The sequence below is a fragment of the Alteribacter populi genome (genome assembly GCF_002352765.1).
Lineage (GTDB): Bacteria > Bacillota > Bacilli > Bacillales > Salisediminibacteriaceae > Alteribacter > Alteribacter populi.
Genome location: NZ_KZ293963.1, coordinates 1,090,383 through 1,111,571 on the forward strand (window position 1 = coordinate 1,090,383; position 21,189 = coordinate 1,111,571).

Genomic DNA, 21,189 nt, shown 5'->3' on the forward strand with positions numbered 1-21,189 from the left:
AAGTCAAGAGCAACAATTAACGGTTTGTTAAGTGTAAGGATGGCTTCCAGCTCCTTCCGACGAGTTCTGTAATATGCTCTACGTCATATTCTTCAAGTTTCTTTTCGAGATCATTAATAATCGTTGGACAAGCATATGGGTCAACAAAATTTTGCGTCCCGACTGCGACAGCACTTGCCCCAGCCAAAATCAATTCCAATGCATCATCCGCTGAAGTGACACCCCCCATTCCGATAATCGGAATGGACACTTCTTGACTCACTCCGTGAATCATTCTAACCGCTACAGGCTTAATCGCTGCACCTGATAATCCACCCGTTTCATTGGCGATAATCGGTTTTCCTGTTTTTAAATCTAGTCGCATGCCTAGGAGCGTATTAATCATACTCAACCCGTCAGCCCCGCCTTTTTCTACAGCTTTGGCAATGCTAACAATATCGGTTACGTTCGGTGAGAGCTTGACATAAACGGGGACTTCACATACGTCTTTTACTCTCGAAGTCAGTTCTTTTGCGACATGTGGATCTGTACCAAATGTGATGCCTCCTTCTTTTACATTCGGGCACGAAATGTTAAGTTCAACTGCATTCACACTTTTTGCCTTTGAAACCGTTTTTGCGACGTGCATATACTCCTCTACGGTATTTCCTGCAATGTTCACGATCACCGGTACATCAAATGATTCTAGCCAACGGAGTTCATGTTCCATAACGCGATCAAGCCCCGGGTTTTGTAAACCGATCGCGTTGAGCATTCCACCGTCTGTTTCGGCCACCCTTGGTGTTGGGTTTCCTTTTCTAACAGAAGGGGTCACCGCTTTCACACAAATAGCACCCAGTGTGGATAGATCGTAAAATTCACTGTACTCTTTTCCGAAACCAAAGCAGCCTGATGCAGGCATGATTGGATTTTTCATATCGAGTCCGGGTAATGATACGTGGCACTTTGTCATACAACAACCTCCCCTACCGGAAAAACCGGCCCATCTGTGCAAACTTTTCGGTAACTCACTTTATCTTGAGTATCACAAACACAGGCAAGACATGCTCCAATGCCGCACCCCATCCGCTCTTCTAATGAAAGATAACCATTTTCAGGCATCATCGTTTCAAGTGCTCTTAGCATCATTCGTGGTCCACATGCATAATAACGATCACAGGAAAGTTGATACTTTTTAATGATATCGGTGACAAATCCTTGTTCGCCGCTCGTACCGTCTTCTGTCACGACATACGTATCTCCTAATATTGCAAACTCTTTTTCTAAAAACACATCGTCTGTGCTTCTAAATCCGATTACCGTCGTTACGTTGTGACCCTTACTTACGAGCTGCTTGGCCAATTCATAGAGAGGGGGCACACCAATGCCCCCACCTACTAATAAGCAATGTGCGTTTGGCTTCAGCCCTTCGATCGGAAACCCGTTTCCAAGGGGCCCGAGGACGTCTACAGTCTCGCCATCACGCTTTTCACTTAACAGCTTCGTTCCTTTTCCTTCAACACGATAAATCATTGTGAGGCTCTCCTGAGCGCGGTCAATCTCACAAATACTGATTGGCCGCCTTAATGTTGGCTCAGTACCTCCTGAAACTTTCACATGAACAAACTGTCCTGGTTCTGTAATCTCGTTGACTAATTGACCTGATAGAACACATTTATAGATCTTGCGGGCGATTAATTCATTGGAGAGAACTGTCATATTCTCAACTTTTTTCATTGCACGACCGCCTCCTTGCGATTCGTTCCTAACGCTTCTGTTGAAAAGCTAATCGTTTCTAAAACGGAAAGGAGCGCTTCTGCTGTATCCATGGATGTTAGACAAACAATGCCATTTTCTACAGCTTCGCGACGAATTCTAAACCCGTCTCTCGCTGGCTGTTTTCCTTTCGTGAGCGTATTAATAACAAATTGCGTTTTTCCATCTCGGATAGTATCAAGCAGCGTTGGACTTTCGCCGCCAATTTTAGAAATCACAGTGACTGGTATTTGTTCTTCTTGAATCTTATCTGCCGTTCCTTCAGTTGCTAATATCCGGTAGCCGATTCTATGGAAGCGACGCACAAGGTTCATCATCTCGGGTTTATCTTTATCCGCGACAGTAAACAATACCGACCCAAAGGTTGGAATCTTCATCCCCGATGCGATAAGGCCTTTATAAAGGGCTTTTTCTAATGTGTCATCTTTACCCATGACTTCACCTGTTGATTTCATTTCCGGTCCGAGTGTGATATCTACACTGCGTAACTTTGCAAAACTAAACACCGGTACCTTTACACAAACTTGGTCAGCTTCCGGCAGACATCCACTCTTAAATCCAAGTGCAGCTAATTGCTCACCGAGAATCGCTTTTGTCGCAAGGTTTGCCATGTTCACACCTGTTATTTTACTTAAAAAAGGTACCGTTCGACTTGAGCGTGGGTTCACTTCGAGCACATAAATATCGTTGTCACATAAAACGAATTGAATGTTTAGAAGTCCAACGATGTTTAACCCTTTCGCTATTCTCATCGTGTAGTCCGTTAATTTTTTCTTTAATTTTGCAGAAAGCTGTTGCGGTGGGTAAACGGCGATCGAATCTCCTGAGTGAACCCCCGCGCGTTCGATGTGCTCCATAATTCCAGGAATGACAACCGTCTCTCCGTCTGAAATCGCATCTACTTCAAGTTCTTTTCCTTGAAGATAGCGGTCAATGAGCACTGGATGCTTTTCATTGATTTTCACTGCTCTATCCATATATTTTAGAAGGTCTTGTTCGTGATATACAATTTCCATTGCCCGGCCGCCTAGAACATACGACGGACGTACTAGAACAGGGAAACCGATATTTTTTGCAATCGTTAATGCTTCATTTACCGATGTTGCCGTTTTTCCTTCAGGTTGAGGAATGTCAAGGGCAAGCATAAGCTGCTCAAAGCGGTCCCGGTCCTCTGCAGTGTCCATATCTTCTAACGACGTTCCAAGTACTTTAACACCTCTTTGAACGAGTCCATCTGCTAAGTTAATTGCCGTTTGCCCGCCGAATTGAACGATGACGCCTTCTGGCTGCTCTAAATCAACGACGTTCATCACATCTTCTACTGTGAGTGGTTCAAAATAGAGTTTGTCAGAAATACTGAAGTCCGTTGAAACTGTCTCCGGATTGTTGTTAATGATAATCGCTTCATATCCCGCTTCTTGGATCGCTTGTACAGTATGGACTGTCGCATAATCAAATTCGATTCCTTGCCCAATACGAATCGGACCTGATCCGAGAACGAGAACGGAAGGTTTCATCGTTACTTCAGATTCATTTTCTTGCTCGTATGTTCCATAATAGTAAGGAGTGTAAGAAGCAAACTCTGCCGCACACGTGTCGACCATCTTAAACACTGGTGTAATGTGCGCCTCTTTTCGATATTGTTCGACCTCTTGTTCTTCTACTCCCCATAAGCTTGCAATTGTTTGGTCGGAGAACCCCAATTCTTTTGCTTCTCGTAAGGTTTCCATGTCAAAAGGTGAGCGTTCCAACATTTGCTCCATATCGGTAATCGTGCGGAGTGTTTCCAAGTAAAACACATCTACACGTGTCATTTTATGAAGTTCGTCTGTGGAATAGCCAAGGCGAATCGCTTCAGCAAGTAAAAACAGACGCTCATCATCTGCATTTTCTAATCTTGTTCTCAGCCATTCATGGGAAAGCTGCTCGCGATAAGGCACCATCAGATGGTCAATCCCATTTTCTGTGGAGCGAACAGCTTTGAGCAAACTTTCTTCAAGCGTACGCCCGATTGCCATAACCTCACCTGTTGCTTTCATTTGTGTCCCTAAAGAGCGGTTAGCTGAGTCGAACTTATCAAATGGCCAGCGAGGAATCTTCGTAACCACATAGTCGAGAGCTGGTTCAAAACTTGCAAATGTTGTTTTCGTAATTGGATTTTCACACTCATCTAACGTAAAACCAGCTGCAATTTTCGCTGAAAGTTTCGCAATTGGGTACCCCGTCGCTTTTGAAGCTAGTGCTGACGAGCGGCTAACCCGCGGGTTTACTTCGATGATGTAATAGTTTTCACTCATCGGATCAAGCGCCATCTGAACGTTACAGCCACCTTCAATTCCTAGTGCGCGAATTATTTTTAATGATGAATTTCTAAGAAGCTGGTATTCACGGTCTGTTAACGTTTGACTTGGTGCAACAACGATCGAGTCGCCTGTATGAATCCCAACAGGATCAATATTTTCCATATTACAGACGACAATCGCCTGGTCATTGGCGTCACGCATCACTTCGTATTCCACTTCTTTGAAGCCCGCGATACTCTTTTCAATTAAACATTGATTTACAGGACTGTAAGACAAACCAGCTGCTGTAATTTCTCTTAATTTTTCTTCGTTATTTGCAATTCCGCCTCCCGTTCCTCCTAATGTATAGGCCGGGCGAACGATTACTGGGTAGCCAATGCTGTCAGCGAACTGAACCGCTCCTTCAACAGTATTTACAATATCACTTGGCGGTACCGGCTCACCTAGTTTACGCATGAGAGTTCGAAATTGATCGCGGTCCTCGGCTTGTTGAATCGCTTTTAAATTTGTGCCGAGAAGCTTCACTCCGTACTCTTCTAATATTCCACTTTCATCTAGTTCGATCGCCATGTTTAAGCCCGTTTGGCCACCAAGTGTCGCAAGTAGTCCGTCTGGCTGTTCTTGGCGGATAATCCGACTCACAAATTCAAGGGTAATCGGTTCAATGTAGACCCGGTCTGCTACTGCCTCATCCGTCATAATGGTTGCTGGGTTGGAGTTAATTAACACCACTTCAAACCCATCTTCTCTAAGTGCCTGACACGCTTGGGTTCCTGCGTAATCAAACTCTGCTGCTTGACCAATGACGATCGGTCCTGAACCGATCACTAATATTTTCTTAACTCCTTGAATTTTAGGCATGAACAATCCCCTCTTTCTTTGAAATTTCGATTTTCGTTTGCTTTGCGTGGACCATTTGCTGAAATTCCAAGAACAATTCCTTCGCGTCTTCAGGGCCTGGTGATGCTTCAGGATGATATTGAACACTAAATGCCGGAACTTGTTTATGACGTAATCCTTCAACAGATTGGTCGTTAACGTTAATATGGGTAATTTCTAGGTCAGAGTTAGCTATTGAAGCCGGACTTACGGTATAGCCATGATTTTGGGAAGTAATTGCGACTTTTCCTGTTCTTACATCCTTGACCGGATGGTTTGCTCCTCGATGACCAAACCGCATTTTTTCTGTTTTTGCACCTCCAGCCAGTGCGAGAAGTTGATGCCCAAGACATATGCCAAAGATTGGAACTTGACCGAGTAGTTGCTTCACCGTTCTAACAGCTTCTGGGATATCTTGTGGATCTCCCGGACCATTACTGAGCATGACACCATCAGGGCTTAACGCTAAAATCTCATTAGAAGAAGTTTGATAAGGAACAACGATCACTTCAAAGCCTAATGAAATTAAATCTTTGACAATCCCTTTTTTCGCACCATAATCAATGAGTACAATTCTCTCGCCTGAAGCAGGATTCACGTATCGATTTTTCGTGGAGACTTGCGATACCTGATTTTGCGGGAAACGTATTTGTTTTAATCGTTCAAGGACACTTTCTGTTTCCTCATCCACTTCAGCAAACATCCCTTTCATCGTGCCGTGTTCACGAATCATTCTCGTGAGCATTCGCGTGTCAATGCCATACAGACCTGGGATACGATTTGCTTTCAGCCATTCGTCTAAGGAAAAGCGGCTGCGAAAATGACTTGGATGAACAGAAGCAGATTTTACAATGAGGCCTTTTATGAAAGGGGTAATCGATTCAAAGTCATCACGATTAATTCCATAGTTACCGACAAGCGGGTAGGTTAACGTTAAAATTTGACCGCAATAAGACGGATCTGACATCATTTCTTGATACCCGGTCATCGCTGTATTAAATACGACTTCCCCTGAGCTAGCATCATCACTTCCAAACGCCTTACCAGTAAAAACTGCCCCGTTTTCTAAAACTAATTTACGTTTTTTATTCATTTTGCATCCTCCGTCCATACTTGTTTTCCACTATATACCGTCATTTTCGGCCAGCCTTTTAATGATTCTTTGTAGAAAGGGGTATTCTTTCCTTTTGACACGATATCTTCAGGTCGAACGACTTTTTCTTCTTTTAAATCGAGAACGGTGAAATCAGCTGAATTTCCTGCCTCTAGAAGGCCATATGGTAACGAAAAAGCGTCAGAAGGCTTAGCAGTAAGCCAGTCGATGATTTCTTTTAACGTGAATTCGCCGGTTTCAACGAGTTTTGTATAGAGTAATGGGAAAGCAAGCTCTAATCCGATGATTCCAAATGGTGCCTCCTCCATTGGTAGCTCTTTTTCTTCTTTTGTATGGGGGGCGTGGTCAGTTGCAATAAAATCGAGTGTGCCGTCTTTTAACCCTTCAACCAACGCGTCACGATCGGCTTTTCCACGTAGCGGCGGATTCATTTTGTAATTTGCATCGTTCCCTGGAATGGCTTCTTCACTTAAAAGGAGATGATGAGGCGTAACTTCCGCCGTTACATGAATGCCTGCTTTTTTTGCATCGCGTATGACTCTGACAGATTCTTTCGTACTGACGTGGCAAACGTGATAGTGAGCGTTTGCTGCTTCAGCGAGGAGAACGTCTCTTGCGATATGAACAGATTCACAGATTGAAGGGATGCCGGGGATATTCGCCGATTGCGAGAATGTCCCTTCGTGAACAGCGCCACCGTAGATTAATGAATTGTCTTCACAGTGAGCCACCACCGGTTTCTTGATTTTAGCGGCTCTTTTCATGGCCTCATACATCATTTGCGCTTCTTGAACACCGACTCCGTCATCAGTAAAAGCAAGGACGTCATCAGCGATGGATTCCATGTTTACGAGTGCTTTACCAGCTTCACGTACTGTAATCGATCCGTACGGCAGAACACGGATGAGCGCGTCTTGTTGAATTTTTTCAAGTAGAAGATCGACATGGTCTCTAGAATCAGGAACTGGACGAGTATTCGGCATCGCTGCTACTGTTGTGAATCCACCTTTAGCTGCGGCGTGTGTCCCTGTTTTAATCGTCTCTTTAGCTTCCCCGCCTGGTTCACGAAGGTGAATGTGCAAGTCAACGAAACCTGGTACAACAAGTTTTCCACCTAGATCTACTTCGTTGTCGAATGTCCAATGCTCACTTACCTCTGCTGCTTTTTTTTCTAGAATTCCTGTATCTTCATTAACAAGCAGGTGCATTTCTGTAAACGTCCCGTCTTCTTTTAGTCCTCTTGCGTGCTTATAAAGTGTTTTCATAAACCTTATCCTCCTTTAGTGATAATGCCCTCATGAGTACGGCTTTTCTTACCGCTACACCATTGGTTACTTGTTTAAATATTCGCGATCGTTCACACTCAACGACATCGTCTGCAATTTCCACTCCTCGGTTAAAAGGGGCTGGATGCATAATAATCGCATCAGATTTCATTCGTCTTTCGCGCGCTTTAGTTATCCCGAAACGTTGATGATATTCGTCTTTTGACCATGTGGAATTGTGATCGTGACGTTCGAGCTGGATTCGTAACAACATGACAACATCAGCGAATTTTACTGCGTCATCAAGATTAACAACGTTTCCGTTTGTTATTTCTTCATTCAGCCACTTATCGGGTCCCGAGAAGTAAACGTTAGCGCCCATTTTTCTTAACATGGTAGCGTTCGTTCTTGCTACACGACTATGGCGAACATCTCCACAGATAACGACATTCAGTCCTTGGAAAACTAAAAACTCCTGTTGGATCGTTAGTAAATCGAGTAAAGACTGTGTCGGATGATCCCCTGCACCATCACCTGCGTTAATGATTGATAAATTCATGTTTTCAAGTTGCTTATAATAAGCTTGTTCTGGGTGCCGAATGACGACAGTATCACAACCAATCGCTTCTAAGGTTTTCACCGTGTCATACAGACTTTCTCCTTTTTGCACGCTTGAGGAATCTACGTTAAAAGATAAAACTTTTAGCCCTAATTCGTGCTGTGCCATCTCAAAGCTGCATTTTGTCCGCGTACTCGGTTCAAAAAAGAGATTGGCCACTGTTTTTTTTGGCTCCCTTATCGGTTGTTTTCCGTTTAAGAACTGTTGTGCATCCTTGAGTAATTCATCACATTCAGATAAAGTCAGGTCCTCCATTGTTCGCAATTGAAACAATCTGTTCAACCCCTTTGCTAGGTCTTTTTAATGTACAAGGAAAACTTAGCTTACCGCTGCACGTCTGGTTTTTCTTAAAGTATAAAAAAGTGCGCCCAGCTATAAGGGCGCACAATCGTATAATCGAATGAGTAGGAGAGACGCCGCTTCATTTTCGATGAAGGACAGACGCAGGTCCTGAATTTCGACTACCATGTGATACCCTTTTGAGCCTCTCTGGACTCGGATTAAAGGATGTAATTGTCAAAGTATTAAGCTGACTTTTCTTTTTTATCTTCACTTAGAAACATTTCATCTTCAGAAATGGATTGTTTTTCTCGACCTGGTAACACAAGGTTCAGCACAATGCCAATCACTGTTGCAAGCGCCATACCTGCGATTTGAATTGTTTCAGTTACCTGTATAAAGGCGCCGCCAATCCCGATGACAAGGATAACGGATGAAATAATCAAGTTCCGCTTACTTCCTAGCTCCACTTTATTTTCGATCATCATCCTTAGACCGCTTGATGCGATTATTCCGAATAGAAGGATCGAGACGCCCCCCATAACCGCAGTCGGAATCGTCGTAATGAGTGCTGAAACTTTACCGATGAACCCGAAAATGATTGCAACCACCGCTGCTCCTCCGATGACGAAGACACTGAATACGCGAGTAAGAGCAACGACACCAATGTTTTCGCCGTACGTTGTATTCGGTGGTCCGCCGAGGAAAGAGGAGAGCAAAGTAGCGACCCCATCTCCCATAATCGAGCGGTGCAGACCTGGTTTTCTAATAAAATTTTTCTCCGTTACTTTACTAAGAACCATTTGATCGCCGATATGTTCAGATAGTGTCACAACTGCAATCGGCACGAGGATAAGGACAATTTCCCAGTGCAATTGCGGTGTGTAAGTAACAAACGGTATGAGGAAGTTTGGTACTTCGATCCAGCTTGCTTCCCTGACCGCTGTAAAATCAACAAGCCCTTGAGTGTAAGCAAACGTATATCCACCCACGATCCCGATGAGAATTGGTATCAGTCCGAAAAAACCTTTAAAGAAAGCTGTTGCTACGATCGTAATTAGGAGCGTAACTAATGCTACGGTAAAATGTATACCGCTGTAGACTTCTGTTATTGGGTCGTTCATCGCCATGTCAATGGCTACACCTGCAAGACCTAATCCGATGACCATGATAACCGGACCGACGACAATTGGTGGCAGGAGATTCATGAGCCAGTTTACACCGATGCCTTTGATGATGAGTGCGACAATGCCGTAAATCAAACCTGCGAAAAAGCTCCCGATCATCGCTCCCTCGGGCCCGCCGATGCTAATCGCTGCAATGAGCGGCATGATGAAAGCGAAGGAAGAGCCTAAAAAAGCAGGAATTTGTCCTTTTGTGACTAGAAGGTACGCAAGAGTTCCTAATCCGCTGGAGACAAGAGCCACTGCTGGGCTTAACCCGACTAGCATCGGCACTAAAATAGTCGCGCCAAACATAGCGAACAGATGTTGAATGCTTAATACAAGCCATTTATCTAAACGGGGAATTTCATTAATTTCAATTGTAGGTTGTTGTTTTTTCATGATGTATTTCCTCCTCTGATTTTTGTCTAACAAAAAACCTCTTTGTGTCCAAAGAGGTATCATCAGCCCTGAGTATACACGAATGGTGTGTACCAGAGGAGTGTACCCCTTCTCAGCCTCACGGGACTGTCTTAAAGGGAAGTTGTTCAAAAAGTCCGAGAAAACTACTTAACTTTTCGAACACACACTTATATGGAGGTTTTTTGTTGTATGATCACTTCGTCGATCTCGTCGACTTCTTTAAGTTTTGCTTCTACCACTTCTGACTTTGAAGTGGGAACATTTTTTCCGATAAAGTCAGGACGGATCGGCAATTCCCGATGACCTCGGTCAATTAACACTGCCAGCTGAATATGGGCAGGCCTGCCATGATCAATCAAGGCATCTAGTGCTGCCCGCACCGTTCTTCCTGTGTAAAGGACGTCGTCAATTAGGATAACTTTTTTATTCGTAATGCTGCTTTTAATTGCCGTCCCTTTTATCTCAGGCTCATCATCCTTCGTTTTTGTCGTAAGATCATCTCGGTAAAGAGTAATATCTACTTCGCCAACTTCAATGGCTTGGCCTTCGATTTTTTCAATTCTCTCTGCTAACCTCTGCGCGATGTGAATGCCTCTTGTTTTGATGCCTACGAGGATGCAGTTCTCAATTCCTTTATTTCGTTCAATAATTTCGTGAGCAATTCGGGTTAAGGCCCGGTTTATTGCTTGTTCGTCCAAAATTGCTTTACTCACTCGCCTCTCCCCCTTCCTTAAAACTACATAAAAAACCTCTCACCCGGTCCAGATGAGAGGAATTATTTCATACACATGATTACACCTACCCTATACTACAGATAGAGTGATGTCGTTGCGTCGATTCCTTCTCAGCCTCACGGGACTGTCTTAAAGGTTAACTATTCAATTCTTATGTTATTATGGCACGGTTAAATTAAGAAGTCAACTGTTTTCGCGCTTTAACTGCTCAAGACAGGCTACCATATCTTCAGGGAGCGGTGCTTCAAACGTAAGCTCTTCTCCTGTTTTAGGGTGAACAAATCCGAGTAGCGCAGCGTGAAGCGCTTGCCCCTCAATTGGAAACGTTGATTTTTTCCGTGGGCCGTATTTCGGGTCGGCCACAATCGGAAAGCCGATGTATTTCATATGGACACGAATTTGATGAGTTCTTCCTGTTTCCAATTCACAAGCTACGTGTGTATGGTTTTTATAACGGCTGAGAACTTGAAAATGTGTGACAGCATCACGGCTGTTTTTCTCTGTTACAGTCATGCTTTGTCTGTCATCTGTATCTCGTCCAATTGGAGCATCAATTGTCCCAGTGTCGTGGCTAATCACGCCATGGACGATAGCATGATACACACGTTTCGTCGTTTTCGCTTTTAACTGCTCGACAAGTGATTCATGGGCACGATCATTTTTTGCGACCATTAATAGCCCAGACGTATCCTTATCGATCCGGTGAACGATTCCAGGACGAATGACGCCATTAATCCCAGAAAGGTCGCTACAATGAGCCATCAGCCCATTTACTAACGTACCACTTGTATGTCCAGGTGCTGGATGAACAACCATTCCCCGTGGCTTGTTAACGACAAGAACGTCCTCATCTTCATATACAATATCCAAGTTCAGGTCTTCAGCAACAACATCCAATACTTCTGGATCCTTTTCCTCAATGGTAATGTTATCGCCTTCAGCTACTTTATAATTACTTTTAACAGTGTCATCATTTACTTTTATGTGTCCATCTTGAATCATTTGTTGAATTTGTGAACGGGAAAATTGCTCGTAAAGATCAGCCAATACTTTATCTATACGTTTCCCCTTTAAGTCATTTGTAATCGTGGATTGAAATTGATTCATGGTTTTTTCTCCTGCCTATTTCTTTGAATTCGAGTTCGCTTTTTGAGCATCCTCTTTGAATACGTAAATGATTAACATTATGACACCAACAACAAGAGCCGAGTCTGCTACGTTAAATATCGGGAAATTGTATGTACCAATATAAACGTCGAGAAAATCGACGACTTCTCCAAACAGTAGGCGATCAATGAAGTTCCCGATCGCACCACCTAAAACAAGACCTAAGCATACACCAAACCATGGATGGTTTTTCCCTTGGGTTTGGATATAGTACGCCACAACAACGAGTACAATAAGCGTGGCAATAAAAAACAACCACATCTGTCCTTGCAAAATACCAAATGCTGCTCCTGCATTGCGATGAGATGTGAGGTGAAAGATATTTTCAATAATTGGAATCGATTGCCCAATTTCCATACGCTGCACGACGAGCCATTTCGTTACTTGATCAAGAAGAATGATAACGAGTGCTATCCCATAATAGATAAGTGCTTTCAAATTTTTTCCTCCGTTCAACATTTGTATCCTTTTGCATTTTAGCACAAGACACATGAGGGAGACAATCTTTATCGCACTGTATCAGTTTAACAAGACGTATCGGGGATACCGATACGCCTAATGTAAAAAATGCTCGATTTTATTCTTCTTCTTCTTCACTTTCCCCTTCAGGCTGAAAAACATTCTCCATCACTTGATTAACATAGTGGTTATAATGTTCATTTCTCTCAAAATGAACACTTTCTGTTCCGCGGTAGCCATCAAGACCTGTGGATAAAAAACCTTCAAGTTCTTCAACATAGCCAATCAGTTCAGTAGCTGTCTCTACCCCAAGCTCATCGTGCATCGCATCAATGTCATTAAATTTGCTGACGGACTGAATGCTGTCTTCTGCATCAAATTCTGTTTCTCTGTCATCCCTGTCGTAATTATAACGATCAAATCCACCCAATACTTCCTCTTCAACTGATCGATCCGAGTAAGTCGCACCTTGGTTAGCTTCACCCTGGTCTTTAAAAACGATGGTTTTCGCTAACGGATTGGCTTTTAGCCTTTCCTTAGGAATAGGTTCCCCTGTTTTTTCACAAATGCCATACGTACCATTTTCCATTTTAGTTAACGCTTCATCGATATCTCGTAAATGATTTTTTACTTGTTCGTGCAAAGCTAAATCTTTTCCTCGTTCAAATAATTCCGTACCTCCATCGGCAGGATGGTTATCATATTGTGATAAATCACCAGTTTGATCAGACAGGGACTGTTCCAATCCGAACTCTTCGTCGTGAGCTAATCGTTCTAACACTTCGGCTTTTTCTGCTAGCAATTGTTTTTTAAACTTGTCAAACTTCCCCATCCATTTTCCCTCCCTTCAGGATTGGTGGTGTATTTGACTCATCTTTATTTTCTCCGCAACAATCTGCCTTAGACTGGACAACTTTTGCTAAGTAAGGGAATGGGTTTTCAAGTATTGTTCTATTCGAAATGGCTCGTGATTAAATCAAATCGGCTCATAAAAGTTGGTCATCGTGAGTTGAAAAGTTAAGATTGTCGTTCTATTCCGCTACAGGCGGACTCTTTCTGCGGGCAACGCTGGACATCGTTTATAAAAGAATAAAAAAAGAACCGCAAATTGCGGCTCTTTTTAGCATTAAGAATAGTGATTTTCTACAATCTCAGCACAGCTGGAGCAAAGTCCAGGATGGTTTTCATTCGACCCTACCGTTTTACTTACAACCCAGCAACGTTCACATGTTTCGCCTGCTGCAGGTTCAACAACGACGCTCAAATGTTCATACTTTTTTGCTTCAGAGGGTGCTTCATTGCGCCCTTCTTTTAACGAGACATCAGAGACAATAAGAAGTTTGTCAAGATTGTTCAATCCGTTTAACAATTCAAATTGTTCTTTATCAGCAAAAACTGACACGTGAGCAGTTAAAGATTTTCCGATCACTTTTTCACTTCTTGCTTCCTCTAATGCTTTTAGGACATCGTCACGAAGCGCCATAAACGTATCCCATTTCGCTTTCAATTCAGCAGCTTCCAGATACTGAGTCGCCTTCGGCATATCCGTAAGCTGAACGCTTTTTGCTTCCTTAGTCGGTAACTGCTCCCAGGCTTCGTCGGCAGTGTGAGACAAAATTGGGGAAAGCAGTTTCAGCAAAGTTACGAGAACTTCATGCATGACCGTTTGAATTCCTCTTCTAGTTGGATCATCAGCATGTTGAATGTATAACGTATCTTTTGCAATATCCATATAAAATGAACTTAGATCAATGGTACAGAAATTGTGTACTTTATGATAAACCTGTGCAAATTGATAATTGTCGTAAGCCGTTTTCACGTCGCCTGTAAGGTCATTTAACTTCACTAGCATGTAGCGGTCAAGTTCGGGCAGTTGATCATAATCAACTCCGTGTTCTTCAGGGTTAAAGTCATGAAGATTGCCGAGAAGGAAGCGGAACGTATTACGGATTTTACGATATACTTCTGCAACCTGCTTTAAAATGTCGTCGGATACACGAACATCAGCTTGGTAGTCAACAGAAGCTACCCAAAGACGTAAAATATCAGCGCCGAGTTGCTTCATTACTTTGTTAGGCACCATAACATTACCAATACTTTTACTCATTTTTCGCCCTTGTCCATCGAGTGTAAATCCATGGCTTACGACAGTTTTATAAGGTGCCTTTCCTGTAACCGCTACAGCTGTCGATAAGGAAGAGTTGAACCAGCCACGATATTGGTCTGATCCCTCTAAATATACATCAGCTGGGCGCTGCAATTCGTTTCTTTCTTCAAGAACTGCTTGGTGAGAAGAGCCTGAATCAAACCAAACATCCATAATATCCATCTCTCTAGTGAAATGACCATTAGGACTGTGCTCTGACGTGAAGCCTTCTGGAAGAAGTTCTTTCGTTTCCCACTCAAACCAGATGTTCGACCCGTGCTCACGGAAGAGACCAGATACGTGATTAATCGTTTCATCATTAATAATCGGTTCTCCATTTTCTCCGTAGAAAATCGGAATCGGTACACCCCAGGCACGCTGCCGGGAAATACACCAATCGCCACGATCCCGAACCATATTGTAAAGGCGAGTTTCTCCCCATTTTGGCAGCCACTCTACATTGTTTACTTCTCTTAAAAGGTCGTCCCGGAAATCTTTAATGGAAGCGAACCATTGCGCGGTTGCACGGAAAATAACAGGCTTCTTAGTACGCCAGTCATGCGGATAAGAATGTGTCATAAACGATAAGTTTACGAGCGCACCGGCTTCATCAAGCTTCTCTGTAATCGGCTTATTCGCAGTGTCGTAAAACAAACCTTCAAAGCCTGGTGCTTCTTCAGTCATCACGCCTTTATCATCTACTGGACAAAGGACATCCAACCCATACTTTTGACCGATGATGTAGTCATCTTCCCCATGTCCCGGTGCTGTATGAACACAACCTGTACCTGCATCTAACGTTACGTGATCACCGAGCATAACTAAGCTGTCACGATTATAAAGTGGATGTTGAGCAACTGTATGTTCAAGTGTAGCACCTTTTACTGTGCGCTCGATTGTATAGCTTTCCCAGCCGATCGCTTCAGAAACGGTTTCTAATAGTCCTTGTGCGAGGATGTATTTCGTTTCATTTACATTTACAATGACATAATCGAGGTCAGCGTGAACGGCAATCCCTAGGTTTGCTGGAATCGTCCAAGGAGTTGTCGTCCAGATTACGAACTTTTCATCGCCTTGGAGAACACCATTTCCATTCTTAACATCAAAAGCAACATAAATTGAAGGTGAGCGCTTATCTTCGTATTCGATTTCGGCTTCTGCCAGTGCAGACTCTGAAGAAGGTGACCAGTAAACCGGTTTTTTCCCTTTGTAGATATAGCCTTTTTTCGCCATTTCTCCAAAAACTTTAATCTGTTGAGCTTCGTATTCGTGTGTAAGTGTCACGTACGGGTTATCCCAATCTCCACGCACACCTAATCGTTTAAACTGTTCCCGCTGACTATCCACTTGGCCGAGAGCATATTCTTCACACTTTTTTCGAAATTCTGCTACACTCATTTTTTTCCGGTTCACTTTGCCTTTTTTGGTTAAGGCTGTTTCAACCGGCAACCCGTGCGTATCCCAACCTGGAACATAAGGGGCTTGAAAGCCCGCCATTGATTTATAACGAACGATGAAATCCTTTAACACTTTATTTAAAGCGTGACCCATATGAATATCACCATTGGCATATGGCGGACCATCATGCAAAACAAAAAGCGGTCTGCCTTCTGTTCTTGTTTGAACTTGTTCATAGATCTTTTCTGATTCCCATTTTTCTTGCATGCCCGGTTCTTTGTTCGGTAAATTTCCACGCATTGGAAAGTCTGTCTTAGGCATTAAAAGTGTATCTTTGTAGCTCATGTGTCTTCCTCCTTATACATATCGCATTACAATTGGAAATTGGGTTTCGCATTGAAACGTAGATTGTTATATTTTCTTAATTCAAAAAAACTTCTCATCCCAAAATAGGGACGAGAAGTTTTACCCGCGGTACCACCCTAATGAATAGACATCACTATTCACTTAAGCATTCGTAACGAGAATGACCCGACACAGCTTACTCCGTATGTTTCAGTGCGCAACTCAAGGGTGATTTTCCGTTCATCCAGTACATCAGGCTCACACCGTCCCTGACTCGCTAGTGTACAAAAGATTAACGTACTCTCCCTATCTTCGTTTTGGTTTTATGAATAACATTATTGGCATTTATGAAATGAATTATAAGTCAAATACAAATTGGCCGTCAAGCTTAAGGATTAACACTTTCGTAGGACTCTTCGGTTTCTTCTTCCAATCCCTTGCTTAAATCGTCCCACTCATCGCCGGATAGCATTTCAAGTTGAGCTTGTAGCAACATTTTAAACCGAGTACGGTACACTTTGGATTGTTTCTTTAGTTCTTCAATCTCAAGGGCAATTTTCCTTGATTTTGCCAACGCTTCGTTAATAATACGATCGGCATTTTTTTCCGATTCTTTAATGATTAATTTTGCTTCTTTGTCCGCACTGCGCTTTACTTCTTCAGCCGTTTCTTGTGCGACAAAGATCGATTTATTTAATGTCGTTTCAAGATTAGAGAAGTGATCAAGTTTCTCTTCTAATTCATTGACACGATCATAAAGCTCTTTCTTTTCACGAATGACCATTTCATAATCTTTAATCACCTGATCAAGAAATTCATTCACTTCATCTTCATCATAACCGCGAAATCCCCGTGTAAACTCCTTATTATGAATATCTAATGGGGTTAATGGCATTACTTAACACCTCCAAATAATCTTTCACCTTCACTTGTAAGCCGTTCAAAACAACTGTCCTCTATTATCACCTTGACCATTTTAACAAGTGGTACCCTGTTACCTATGTACCGTTAATCATTTCGACAAAGAAATGGGATATCCTTTTTTTCTAGTTATTTTGTCACCGGATAACCCATCGTTAGCTTCCAGCGGTCTTTTTTCGTACGCCCCTCTTCTTCTATGAGTTTCGCCCGACCCTTTCCCCTAACAGAAAGCATGTCTCCTGACCACAATTGCGTGCTTGGATCGGAGACGATTTTCCAGTTCACTTTTACATGTTCACCTTCAATCAAAGCTTTCATTTTTGATCTTGAAACGCGGAAAACTTCTGCTGCTACCGTATCCAGTCTCAATGACGAAACAGTAACCATAGAAGTTCTCCAATCTTCTGTCGGTGGAAGAATTTGATCTAGAGGTAGTCGTTCAATCTTCACTGTTGCTTTACCTACTTGAGAAACATTCATTTCTACAAAATCAGCAATCTCTTCGGCTGCCACAAATTGGAGCTGATCTTTTTTTTGAACGATATCACCAAACTTTTCCCGCTTTACTCCGAGGTTCATCAATGCCCCTAACAATTGGGGATGCTCAAGTGTAACAAATTTACTCGGGTAATGGATCTGGAAAAGTACGAGCTGATAGTCGCTTTCTGACACTTGATAGTAATCAGGATATAAAAATGCTCGTTTTCGTTCTGTGTCTGTGTGACCTCCAAAAAATTGGACAATGACATCATGATCTGTCCCTACCAGGCTTTTTACGATCGTTTGTTGCCGTGGATCAAGAAAATCAGAAAGACGAGGACTGTACTGATCTAGGACTGCTTGTTTCCATTCCAGCACCTGGTCAACAAACGCATGCTCTTCTTTACGAAAATGTTGATAAATCGACATCAGTTACCCTGCTTTCTTTTAGAGGTTGTTCAAAAAGCCCGGGTAGAGTATCCATTGAGACAACTTAGAAGCGGGCGCTTCCATGGACTTCTCGGCCTTTTTATTCCCCTATTTGAACATGCACTCTTAGAACAGTTGTCCGATATAAAGTAAGCCCTGACGTGCAAAGTTCAGAACTAAGATCGCAACAATCGGAGAAATATCAATCATACCTAAAGGGGGAATGATATTTCGAAATGGTGTTAAATACGGCTCCACTAACCGGCCGATCATTTGTCCAAATGAAGACTCTCTAGCATTTGGTACCCAGGACATAAAAATATAAATAAACACTAAAATCATATAGAAAAACATTAATTGATAAAGTAAACCTATTACCATACCCAATTCTATCACCTACCTAAAAATTCTTCTGTCTTTCATCTGCAAATATTTCCGAGATTGATCCGGTCACATCGACATTATCTGGTGTACACAAGAAAATATTAACCCCTAGCTTTTGAATGTCTCCTCCAATAGCATACACTGTTCCACTCAAAAAATCGACGACTCTTTTTGCCTGATCATGATGAATACGCTGCAGATTAATCACAACAGCTTTGCGATTTTTCAAGTGATCGGCAATATCCTGCACCTCATCATAACTGTGAGGTTCAATGAGCATTACCTTTGCATTACTTTGTTGCTGCACGCTTGATAACGATACAACATTTCCTTTGTCTTTCTTTTCTTCAGATGCAGCAGCAGTTTGTTCTGAAAAAGAATTAGTAGAGTTTTCGTAGTTTTCTTGCTGATATTCTTCTTCAGAATACTCATCATCGAGTTCAAAAAAACGTTTAAATTTCGTTTTAATACCCATTGCTAACCTCTCCTTTACTCAGTTACTTTTTTAGTCGCGAGAGCCTACCAGGGCTGAACCGATTCGAATAAAGGTAGCTCCCTCTTCCACAGCCACTTCAAAATCATTTGACATTCCCATTGACAGCTCCCGGCACGGGGCATGTGAATAATTTTGCTTTTCCACTTCCTGTTTTAATTTGCGAAGCCGCTGAAAATAAGGACGCACTTCTTCAGCTTCAATGTATGGGGCCATGGTCATCAATCCGACTACTTCAATGGCTGGGTATTGCCGTAGTTCCTCAATAAATGCAATCGTATTTTCAGGGTTCAGTCCTGATTTTGTTTCTTCACCAGATACGTTCACTTGAACAAAGCATTTCAATTGTTTTCCTTCTGGCATTCTTTTTTGGATTTCCTTAGCTAAAGAAAGACGGTCAAGAGAGTGAAGGTAATCAAACTTTCCGACTATGTGCTTCACTTTTTTTGATTGAAGGCTTCCAATGAAATGCCATGTACCGGAGTCACCTAAGGCATCCCACTTTTTCACACCGCCTTCAACTCGGTTTTCACCGATGTGACGAATGCCCGCGTGAAGGGCTTCCTGCGTTCGTTCTTCACTTACGTATTTCGTTACTGCTACTACGTGGACAGCATGCGGGTTTCTGTCATTTTTCTTACATGCTTGTCCGATTCGCTGTTGAATATCAAAATAATGATCTTTTACACTCATCGATGTGCCTCCTCATAAGGACAGTTATGTCGGAAGTCCTATGAAGCTCATCATTCTTCCTGTTTTTCCACTGTCTCGACGATAGGAATAAAATAGTTGCTCCTCTTTATATGTACAATATCGAGAAACAAAAATATGGCTTTCATCAACCCCGCTATTTAGTAAAAGCTGGCGGTTTACTTCTTTTAAATTTAAAAAGTAACGTTGATTTTGTCGGGGTTCAATGACACTTTGCATATCCGAACAAGATAATTTTTTAATTTCTGAAACCACTCGGTCATCAACTTCATAACAACGCTTTGATATAGCTGGACCAATAGCTGCATAAATCCCACTTTTGTCTGCACCTTCTTTTACAAAAGCATCAATCATATTTTGAACAATATTTCCTGTCGTCCCTTTCCAGCCAGCATGCGCTAAACCGATCAAGTCGTGATCAGGAGCATAGAAATAGAGGGGAACGCAATCGGCGTACATACTAGTGAGCAAAATCCCACGCTCTTTAGTATAAATCCCATCGGTTTCAGGTATGGCTGTAGTAAGGTCGATTGCGCCGCCACCTTTATCGCGTTCAGCTATTTTTCGAACGTGATTAGAATGAATTTGTTCACCTACGACCCAATTTTTCAAAGGAAAGCGCAAGGACTCCCCTAGTTTTTCCCTGTTTTTTGTTACAAGGTTATCAGCATCAGCTGTATGTAAGCCTAAATTTAATGAGTCATATGGAGAGATGCTTGTCCCTCCCTTTCTCGTCGAAAACCCGACTGTAATAGACGGATTCAAGTCTAAAAAAGGGGATAATTGTAAATGAAGGGGGGAGTTTGATTGAATAAAAGGTTCGTCTCTCGTCATAATCGTACCCCCATTTCATCGTTTCTCTCTATTCTACCATTTTTTTCACTAATGAGGAACAAAGCTGGCTGTTTTTATGTCGGATCTTCGTTTGAAGTTGCTCGTAAAGTCTGGGAATGGTAGTTGAACTCGCACTTTTATGTCGGGCCTTCTTGGCTGGGAGGTAGAAATTGCCCGGTAGCATAGCTTCCTTCATTGTATCGTACGAGAATGACATCCGAACCGATCTTGACGACATTATTCCAAGGAACAACAACTTCCTGCTCTTTCCCAAAAAAGTTCATCACTTTTCCTCCGCCAATAATAAATGCTTCCACTCGACCTGTCTCTAAATTAATATCTAAATCAGAAATATGACCAAGTAATCGTCCGTCAGCCAAGTTTACGATGTCTTTTGCCTGAATATCTGAAATTTTGAGCATTCTGTCCCCTCCTGTCTTGGTCCATTATATGCAGGAGAACGAGCGGATATGTTGCCACTCATATAAGGAATGCCCGTCTCATTTTAAGAAATAAACCTTGCATTTGAATCAACTTCATCATTCATTTGTTTAGAAATGAATACAAGTTCAAAATGCTATGTTGTCGTAATTTTTGGGTTATTGCTTGGTGTTAAATTAAGAGTGACTTTATGCAGCTCCGTTGGCCTCCATCTGCTCGCTTTCCGAGGACGTACCGCCAAGCCTCCTCGGGAAAAGCGCCCTGCGGGGTCTCGTCTGGTCTGTTTTTCCGCAGGAGTTTCGCAGATTACAGTACTACGCAGAAGATCATTTATATTAAGGGAGCTTTTAAACACGTTTCAGCTTGGCTACGGTCTCCAGCTTGCTTGGTGTTAAATTAAGAGTAGCTTTATGTAGCTTCGTTGGCTTGCATCTGCTCGCTTTCCGC

19 protein-coding genes and 1 other annotated feature are annotated in these 21,189 nt (G+C 42.5%); all 19 genes read right to left on the reverse strand.

Annotated features, from left to right (window positions below; all coding sequences use genetic code 11):
- Nucleotides 1-16: 16 nt before the first annotated feature.
- The 19 genes from CDZ94_RS05320 to CDZ94_RS05410 all read right to left on the reverse strand — a co-directional run bounded on the left by CDZ94_RS05320 (nt 17) and on the right by CDZ94_RS05410 (nt 20,723).
- Nucleotides 17-952 (reverse strand): dihydroorotate dehydrogenase, encoded by a 936-nt coding sequence (locus tag CDZ94_RS05320; protein WP_096435475.1) that lies wholly within the window; start codon nt 950-952, stop codon nt 17-19.
- Nucleotides 949-1,716 carry a dihydroorotate dehydrogenase electron transfer subunit gene (locus CDZ94_RS05325; protein WP_096435476.1) on the reverse strand — a complete coding sequence of 256 codons (768 nt, stop codon included), beginning with the start codon at nt 1,714-1,716 and terminating at the stop codon, nt 949-951. The genes CDZ94_RS05320 and CDZ94_RS05325 overlap by 4 nt, the downstream gene beginning before the upstream one ends.
- Nucleotides 1,713-4,919: a carbamoyl-phosphate synthase large subunit gene (carB, locus tag CDZ94_RS05330; protein WP_096435477.1), complete on the reverse strand. Its 3,207-nt coding sequence runs from the start codon at nt 4,917-4,919 to the stop codon at nt 1,713-1,715. The genes CDZ94_RS05325 and carB overlap by 4 nt, the downstream gene beginning before the upstream one ends.
- Nucleotides 4,912-6,030: a carbamoyl phosphate synthase small subunit gene (locus CDZ94_RS05335; protein ID WP_096435478.1), complete on the reverse strand. Its 1,119-nt coding sequence runs from the start codon at nt 6,028-6,030 to the stop codon at nt 4,912-4,914. The genes carB and CDZ94_RS05335 overlap by 8 nt, the downstream gene beginning before the upstream one ends.
- Nucleotides 6,027-7,316 carry a dihydroorotase gene (locus CDZ94_RS05340; RefSeq protein ID WP_096435479.1) on the reverse strand — a complete coding sequence of 430 codons (1,290 nt, stop codon included), beginning with the start codon at nt 7,314-7,316 and terminating at the stop codon, nt 6,027-6,029. The genes CDZ94_RS05335 and CDZ94_RS05340 overlap by 4 nt, the downstream gene beginning before the upstream one ends.
- The gene (locus tag CDZ94_RS05345; protein WP_157911696.1) at nt 7,300-8,208 is read right to left on the reverse strand and encodes an aspartate carbamoyltransferase catalytic subunit; all 909 of its coding nucleotides are present in this window, start codon (nt 8,206-8,208) and stop codon (nt 7,300-7,302) included. The genes CDZ94_RS05340 and CDZ94_RS05345 overlap by 17 nt, the downstream gene beginning before the upstream one ends.
- Before the next feature lie 251 nt (nt 8,209-8,459).
- Nucleotides 8,460-9,779, reverse strand: a complete 1,320-nt coding sequence (locus CDZ94_RS05350; protein ID WP_096435480.1) for a solute carrier family 23 protein — start codon at nt 9,777-9,779, stop codon at nt 8,460-8,462.
- A gap of 188 nt (nt 9,780-9,967) precedes the next feature.
- Nucleotides 9,968-10,513 carry a bifunctional pyr operon transcriptional regulator/uracil phosphoribosyltransferase PyrR gene (pyrR, locus tag CDZ94_RS05355; protein WP_096435481.1) on the reverse strand — a complete coding sequence of 182 codons (546 nt, stop codon included), beginning with the start codon at nt 10,511-10,513 and terminating at the stop codon, nt 9,968-9,970.
- 204 nt (nt 10,514-10,717) lie between these two features.
- On the reverse strand, nt 10,718-11,641 hold the full coding sequence (locus tag CDZ94_RS05360) for an RluA family pseudouridine synthase (protein ID WP_096435482.1): 924 nt from the start codon (nt 11,639-11,641) through the stop codon (nt 10,718-10,720).
- Between the two features lie 15 nt (nt 11,642-11,656).
- Nucleotides 11,657-12,139, reverse strand: coding sequence for a signal peptidase II (gene lspA / locus CDZ94_RS05365; RefSeq protein ID WP_232735739.1), 483 nt, complete (start codon nt 12,137-12,139; stop codon nt 11,657-11,659).
- Nucleotides 12,140-12,278: 139 nt separating this feature from the next.
- Nucleotides 12,279-12,992: a TraR/DksA C4-type zinc finger protein gene (locus CDZ94_RS05370; protein ID WP_096435484.1), complete on the reverse strand. Its 714-nt coding sequence runs from the start codon at nt 12,990-12,992 to the stop codon at nt 12,279-12,281.
- A gap of 294 nt (nt 12,993-13,286) precedes the next feature.
- Nucleotides 13,287-16,049 carry an isoleucine--tRNA ligase gene (gene ileS, locus CDZ94_RS05375; protein ID WP_096435485.1) on the reverse strand — a complete coding sequence of 921 codons (2,763 nt, stop codon included), beginning with the start codon at nt 16,047-16,049 and terminating at the stop codon, nt 13,287-13,289.
- Nucleotides 16,050-16,152: 103 nt separating this feature from the next.
- Nucleotides 16,153-16,371: a binding site (T-box leader), on the reverse strand.
- 66 nt (nt 16,372-16,437) lie between these two features.
- A complete protein-coding gene (locus tag CDZ94_RS05380; RefSeq protein ID WP_096435486.1) occupies nt 16,438-16,944 on the reverse strand; it encodes a DivIVA domain-containing protein in 507 nt (168 codons plus the stop codon).
- A gap of 155 nt (nt 16,945-17,099) precedes the next feature.
- The gene (locus tag CDZ94_RS05385; protein ID WP_096435487.1) at nt 17,100-17,879 is read right to left on the reverse strand and encodes a YlmH family RNA-binding protein; all 780 of its coding nucleotides are present in this window, start codon (nt 17,877-17,879) and stop codon (nt 17,100-17,102) included.
- Between the two features lie 126 nt (nt 17,880-18,005).
- Nucleotides 18,006-18,260 carry a YggT family protein gene (locus CDZ94_RS05390; RefSeq protein ID WP_096435488.1) on the reverse strand — a complete coding sequence of 85 codons (255 nt, stop codon included), beginning with the start codon at nt 18,258-18,260 and terminating at the stop codon, nt 18,006-18,008.
- 19 nt (nt 18,261-18,279) lie between these two features.
- Nucleotides 18,280-18,738, reverse strand: coding sequence for a cell division protein SepF (locus tag CDZ94_RS05395; protein ID WP_096435489.1), 459 nt, complete (start codon nt 18,736-18,738; stop codon nt 18,280-18,282).
- A 30-nt stretch (nt 18,739-18,768) separates the two neighbouring features.
- Nucleotides 18,769-19,449 carry a YggS family pyridoxal phosphate-dependent enzyme gene (locus CDZ94_RS05400; RefSeq protein ID WP_096435490.1) on the reverse strand — a complete coding sequence of 227 codons (681 nt, stop codon included), beginning with the start codon at nt 19,447-19,449 and terminating at the stop codon, nt 18,769-18,771.
- 24 nt (nt 19,450-19,473) lie between these two features.
- Entirely contained in the window at nt 19,474-20,301 is an 828-nt protein-coding gene (pgeF, locus tag CDZ94_RS05405) for a peptidoglycan editing factor PgeF (RefSeq protein WP_096435491.1), read from the reverse strand.
- Between the two features lie 137 nt (nt 20,302-20,438).
- The gene (locus tag CDZ94_RS05410; RefSeq protein ID WP_096435492.1) at nt 20,439-20,723 is read right to left on the reverse strand and encodes a YlmC/YmxH family sporulation protein; all 285 of its coding nucleotides are present in this window, start codon (nt 20,721-20,723) and stop codon (nt 20,439-20,441) included.
- Between the last annotated feature and the right edge of the window lie 466 nt (nt 20,724-21,189).

Bases quoted from the DNA above. Each gene is read 5' to 3' on its own strand.
- CDZ94_RS05320 (WP_096435475.1), bottom strand. From the start codon at position 952: ATGACAAAGTGCCACGTATCATTACCCGGACTCGATATGAAAAATCCA.
- CDZ94_RS05325 (WP_096435476.1), bottom strand. From the start codon at position 1,716: ATGAAAAAAGTTGAGAATATGACAGTTCTCTCCAATGAATTAATCGCC.
- carB (WP_096435477.1), bottom strand. From the start codon at position 4,919: ATGCCTAAAATTCAAGGAGTTAAGAAAATATTAGTGATCGGTTCAGGA.
- CDZ94_RS05335 (WP_096435478.1), bottom strand. From the start codon at position 6,030: ATGAATAAAAAACGTAAATTAGTTTTAGAAAACGGGGCAGTTTTTACT.
- CDZ94_RS05340 (WP_096435479.1), bottom strand. From the start codon at position 7,316: ATGAAAACACTTTATAAGCACGCAAGAGGACTAAAAGAAGACGGGACG.
- CDZ94_RS05350 (WP_096435480.1), bottom strand. From the start codon at position 9,779: ATGAAAAAACAACAACCTACAATTGAAATTAATGAAATTCCCCGTTTA.
- CDZ94_RS05360 (WP_096435482.1), bottom strand. From the start codon at position 11,641: ATGAATCAATTTCAATCCACGATTACAAATGACTTAAAGGGGAAACGT.
- CDZ94_RS05370 (WP_096435484.1), bottom strand. From the start codon at position 12,992: ATGGGGAAGTTTGACAAGTTTAAAAAACAATTGCTAGCAGAAAAAGCC.
- ileS (WP_096435485.1), bottom strand. From the start codon at position 16,049: ATGAGCTACAAAGATACACTTTTAATGCCTAAGACAGACTTTCCAATG.
- CDZ94_RS05380 (WP_096435486.1), bottom strand. From the start codon at position 16,944: ATGCCATTAACCCCATTAGATATTCATAATAAGGAGTTTACACGGGGA.
- CDZ94_RS05385 (WP_096435487.1), bottom strand. From the start codon at position 17,879: ATGTCGATTTATCAACATTTTCGTAAAGAAGAGCATGCGTTTGTTGAC.
- CDZ94_RS05390 (WP_096435488.1), bottom strand. From the start codon at position 18,260: ATGGTAATAGGTTTACTTTATCAATTAATGTTTTTCTATATGATTTTA.
- CDZ94_RS05395 (WP_096435489.1), bottom strand. From the start codon at position 18,738: ATGGGTATTAAAACGAAATTTAAACGTTTTTTTGAACTCGATGATGAG.
- CDZ94_RS05400 (WP_096435490.1), bottom strand. From the start codon at position 19,449: ATGAGTGTAAAAGATCATTATTTTGATATTCAACAGCGAATCGGACAA.
- pgeF (WP_096435491.1), bottom strand. From the start codon at position 20,301: ATGACGAGAGACGAACCTTTTATTCAATCAAACTCCCCCCTTCATTTA.
- CDZ94_RS05410 (WP_096435492.1), bottom strand. From the start codon at position 20,723: ATGCTCAAAATTTCAGATATTCAGGCAAAAGACATCGTAAACTTGGCT.